Source organism: Arhodomonas sp. KWT, assembly GCF_010993615.1.
In genome coordinates, this window is record NZ_WNXE01000644.1 from 1 (window position 1) to 949 (window position 949).

Annotated in this window: 2 protein-coding genes; both read right to left on the reverse strand. The window is 70.7% G+C overall.

Features of this window, described 5'->3' with window-relative positions; translation table 11 throughout:
- On the reverse strand, window positions 1-695 hold a 695-nt coding region (locus G7A99_RS21400), incomplete at its 3' end, for a sigma-54 dependent transcriptional regulator (protein ID WP_163143937.1).
- A 14-nt stretch (window positions 696-709) separates the two neighbouring features.
- The coding region (locus tag G7A99_RS21405) for an ATP-binding protein (RefSeq protein ID WP_240466371.1) at window positions 710-949 on the reverse strand (240 nt) is incomplete at its 5' end.

Genomic DNA, 949 nt, shown 5'->3' on the forward strand with positions numbered 1-949 from the left:
CCGCCGTCGGCGGACTCCACCAGCCCGCGCCGGCGTCCCTCCGCGCCGGTGAATGCGCCCTTTTCGTGGCCGAACAGCTCGGCCTCGATCAGCGATTCGGGGATGGCCGCGCAATTGACCGCCACCAGCGCCGCCTCCTTGCGCGTGCTGCGCTCGTGCAGCGCCCGCGCGACCAGCTCCTTGCCGGTGCCGGACTCGCCGAGGATCAGCACCGTCGTGTCCGTGGGCGCGACCTTGCCAATGCGGCGGAATACCGCCTGCATCGCCTCCGAGTCGCCCACGATTCCCGAGACCGGGTACTCCGCGGCGACGTCGGCGCGCAGGGCCTCGTTCTGACGCTCCAGCCGGGTCTCCTTGAGCGCGCGCTCGACGGTGAGCAGCAGGTCGTCGTTGTCGAAGGGCTTGGCGATATAGTCCACCGCACCCTCGCGCATCGCCTCCACCGCCGAGCGCACGCTGGCGTAGCTGGTCATGATGATCACCGGCACCTCCGCGGCCCGGCGCACCGCCTCGATGCCCTCGGCGCCGGGCAGGCGGAGGTCGGCGAGGATGATGTCGTGGTCGGCGAGGGCGGTGCTGTCCTCCGCCTCCTCCAGCGATCCCGCCTCGGTGACGCTCATGCCGTGACGGGTGAGCAGCCGCCGGATGGCGCTGCGGATGACTTTCTCGTCCTCGATCACCAGTACGCGTGGCATTGGGTCTCCCTCCCTCACTCCTCGATCGCCGGCAGCGCGATCAGGACCACCGTGCCGTGGCGCCGGCCCCAGCGTTCGCGCAGCCGCAGCTCGCCGTCGTATTCGCGGATGATGTTGTAGACCAGCGGCAGCCCGAGCCCGGTGCCCCGGCCCGGCTGCTTGGTGGTGAAGAACGGCTCCAGGACCTTGTCGCGGATATTCGCCGGGATGCCCGGGCCGTTGTCCATGACCCGGATCTCCACGCGGCCGTGGCG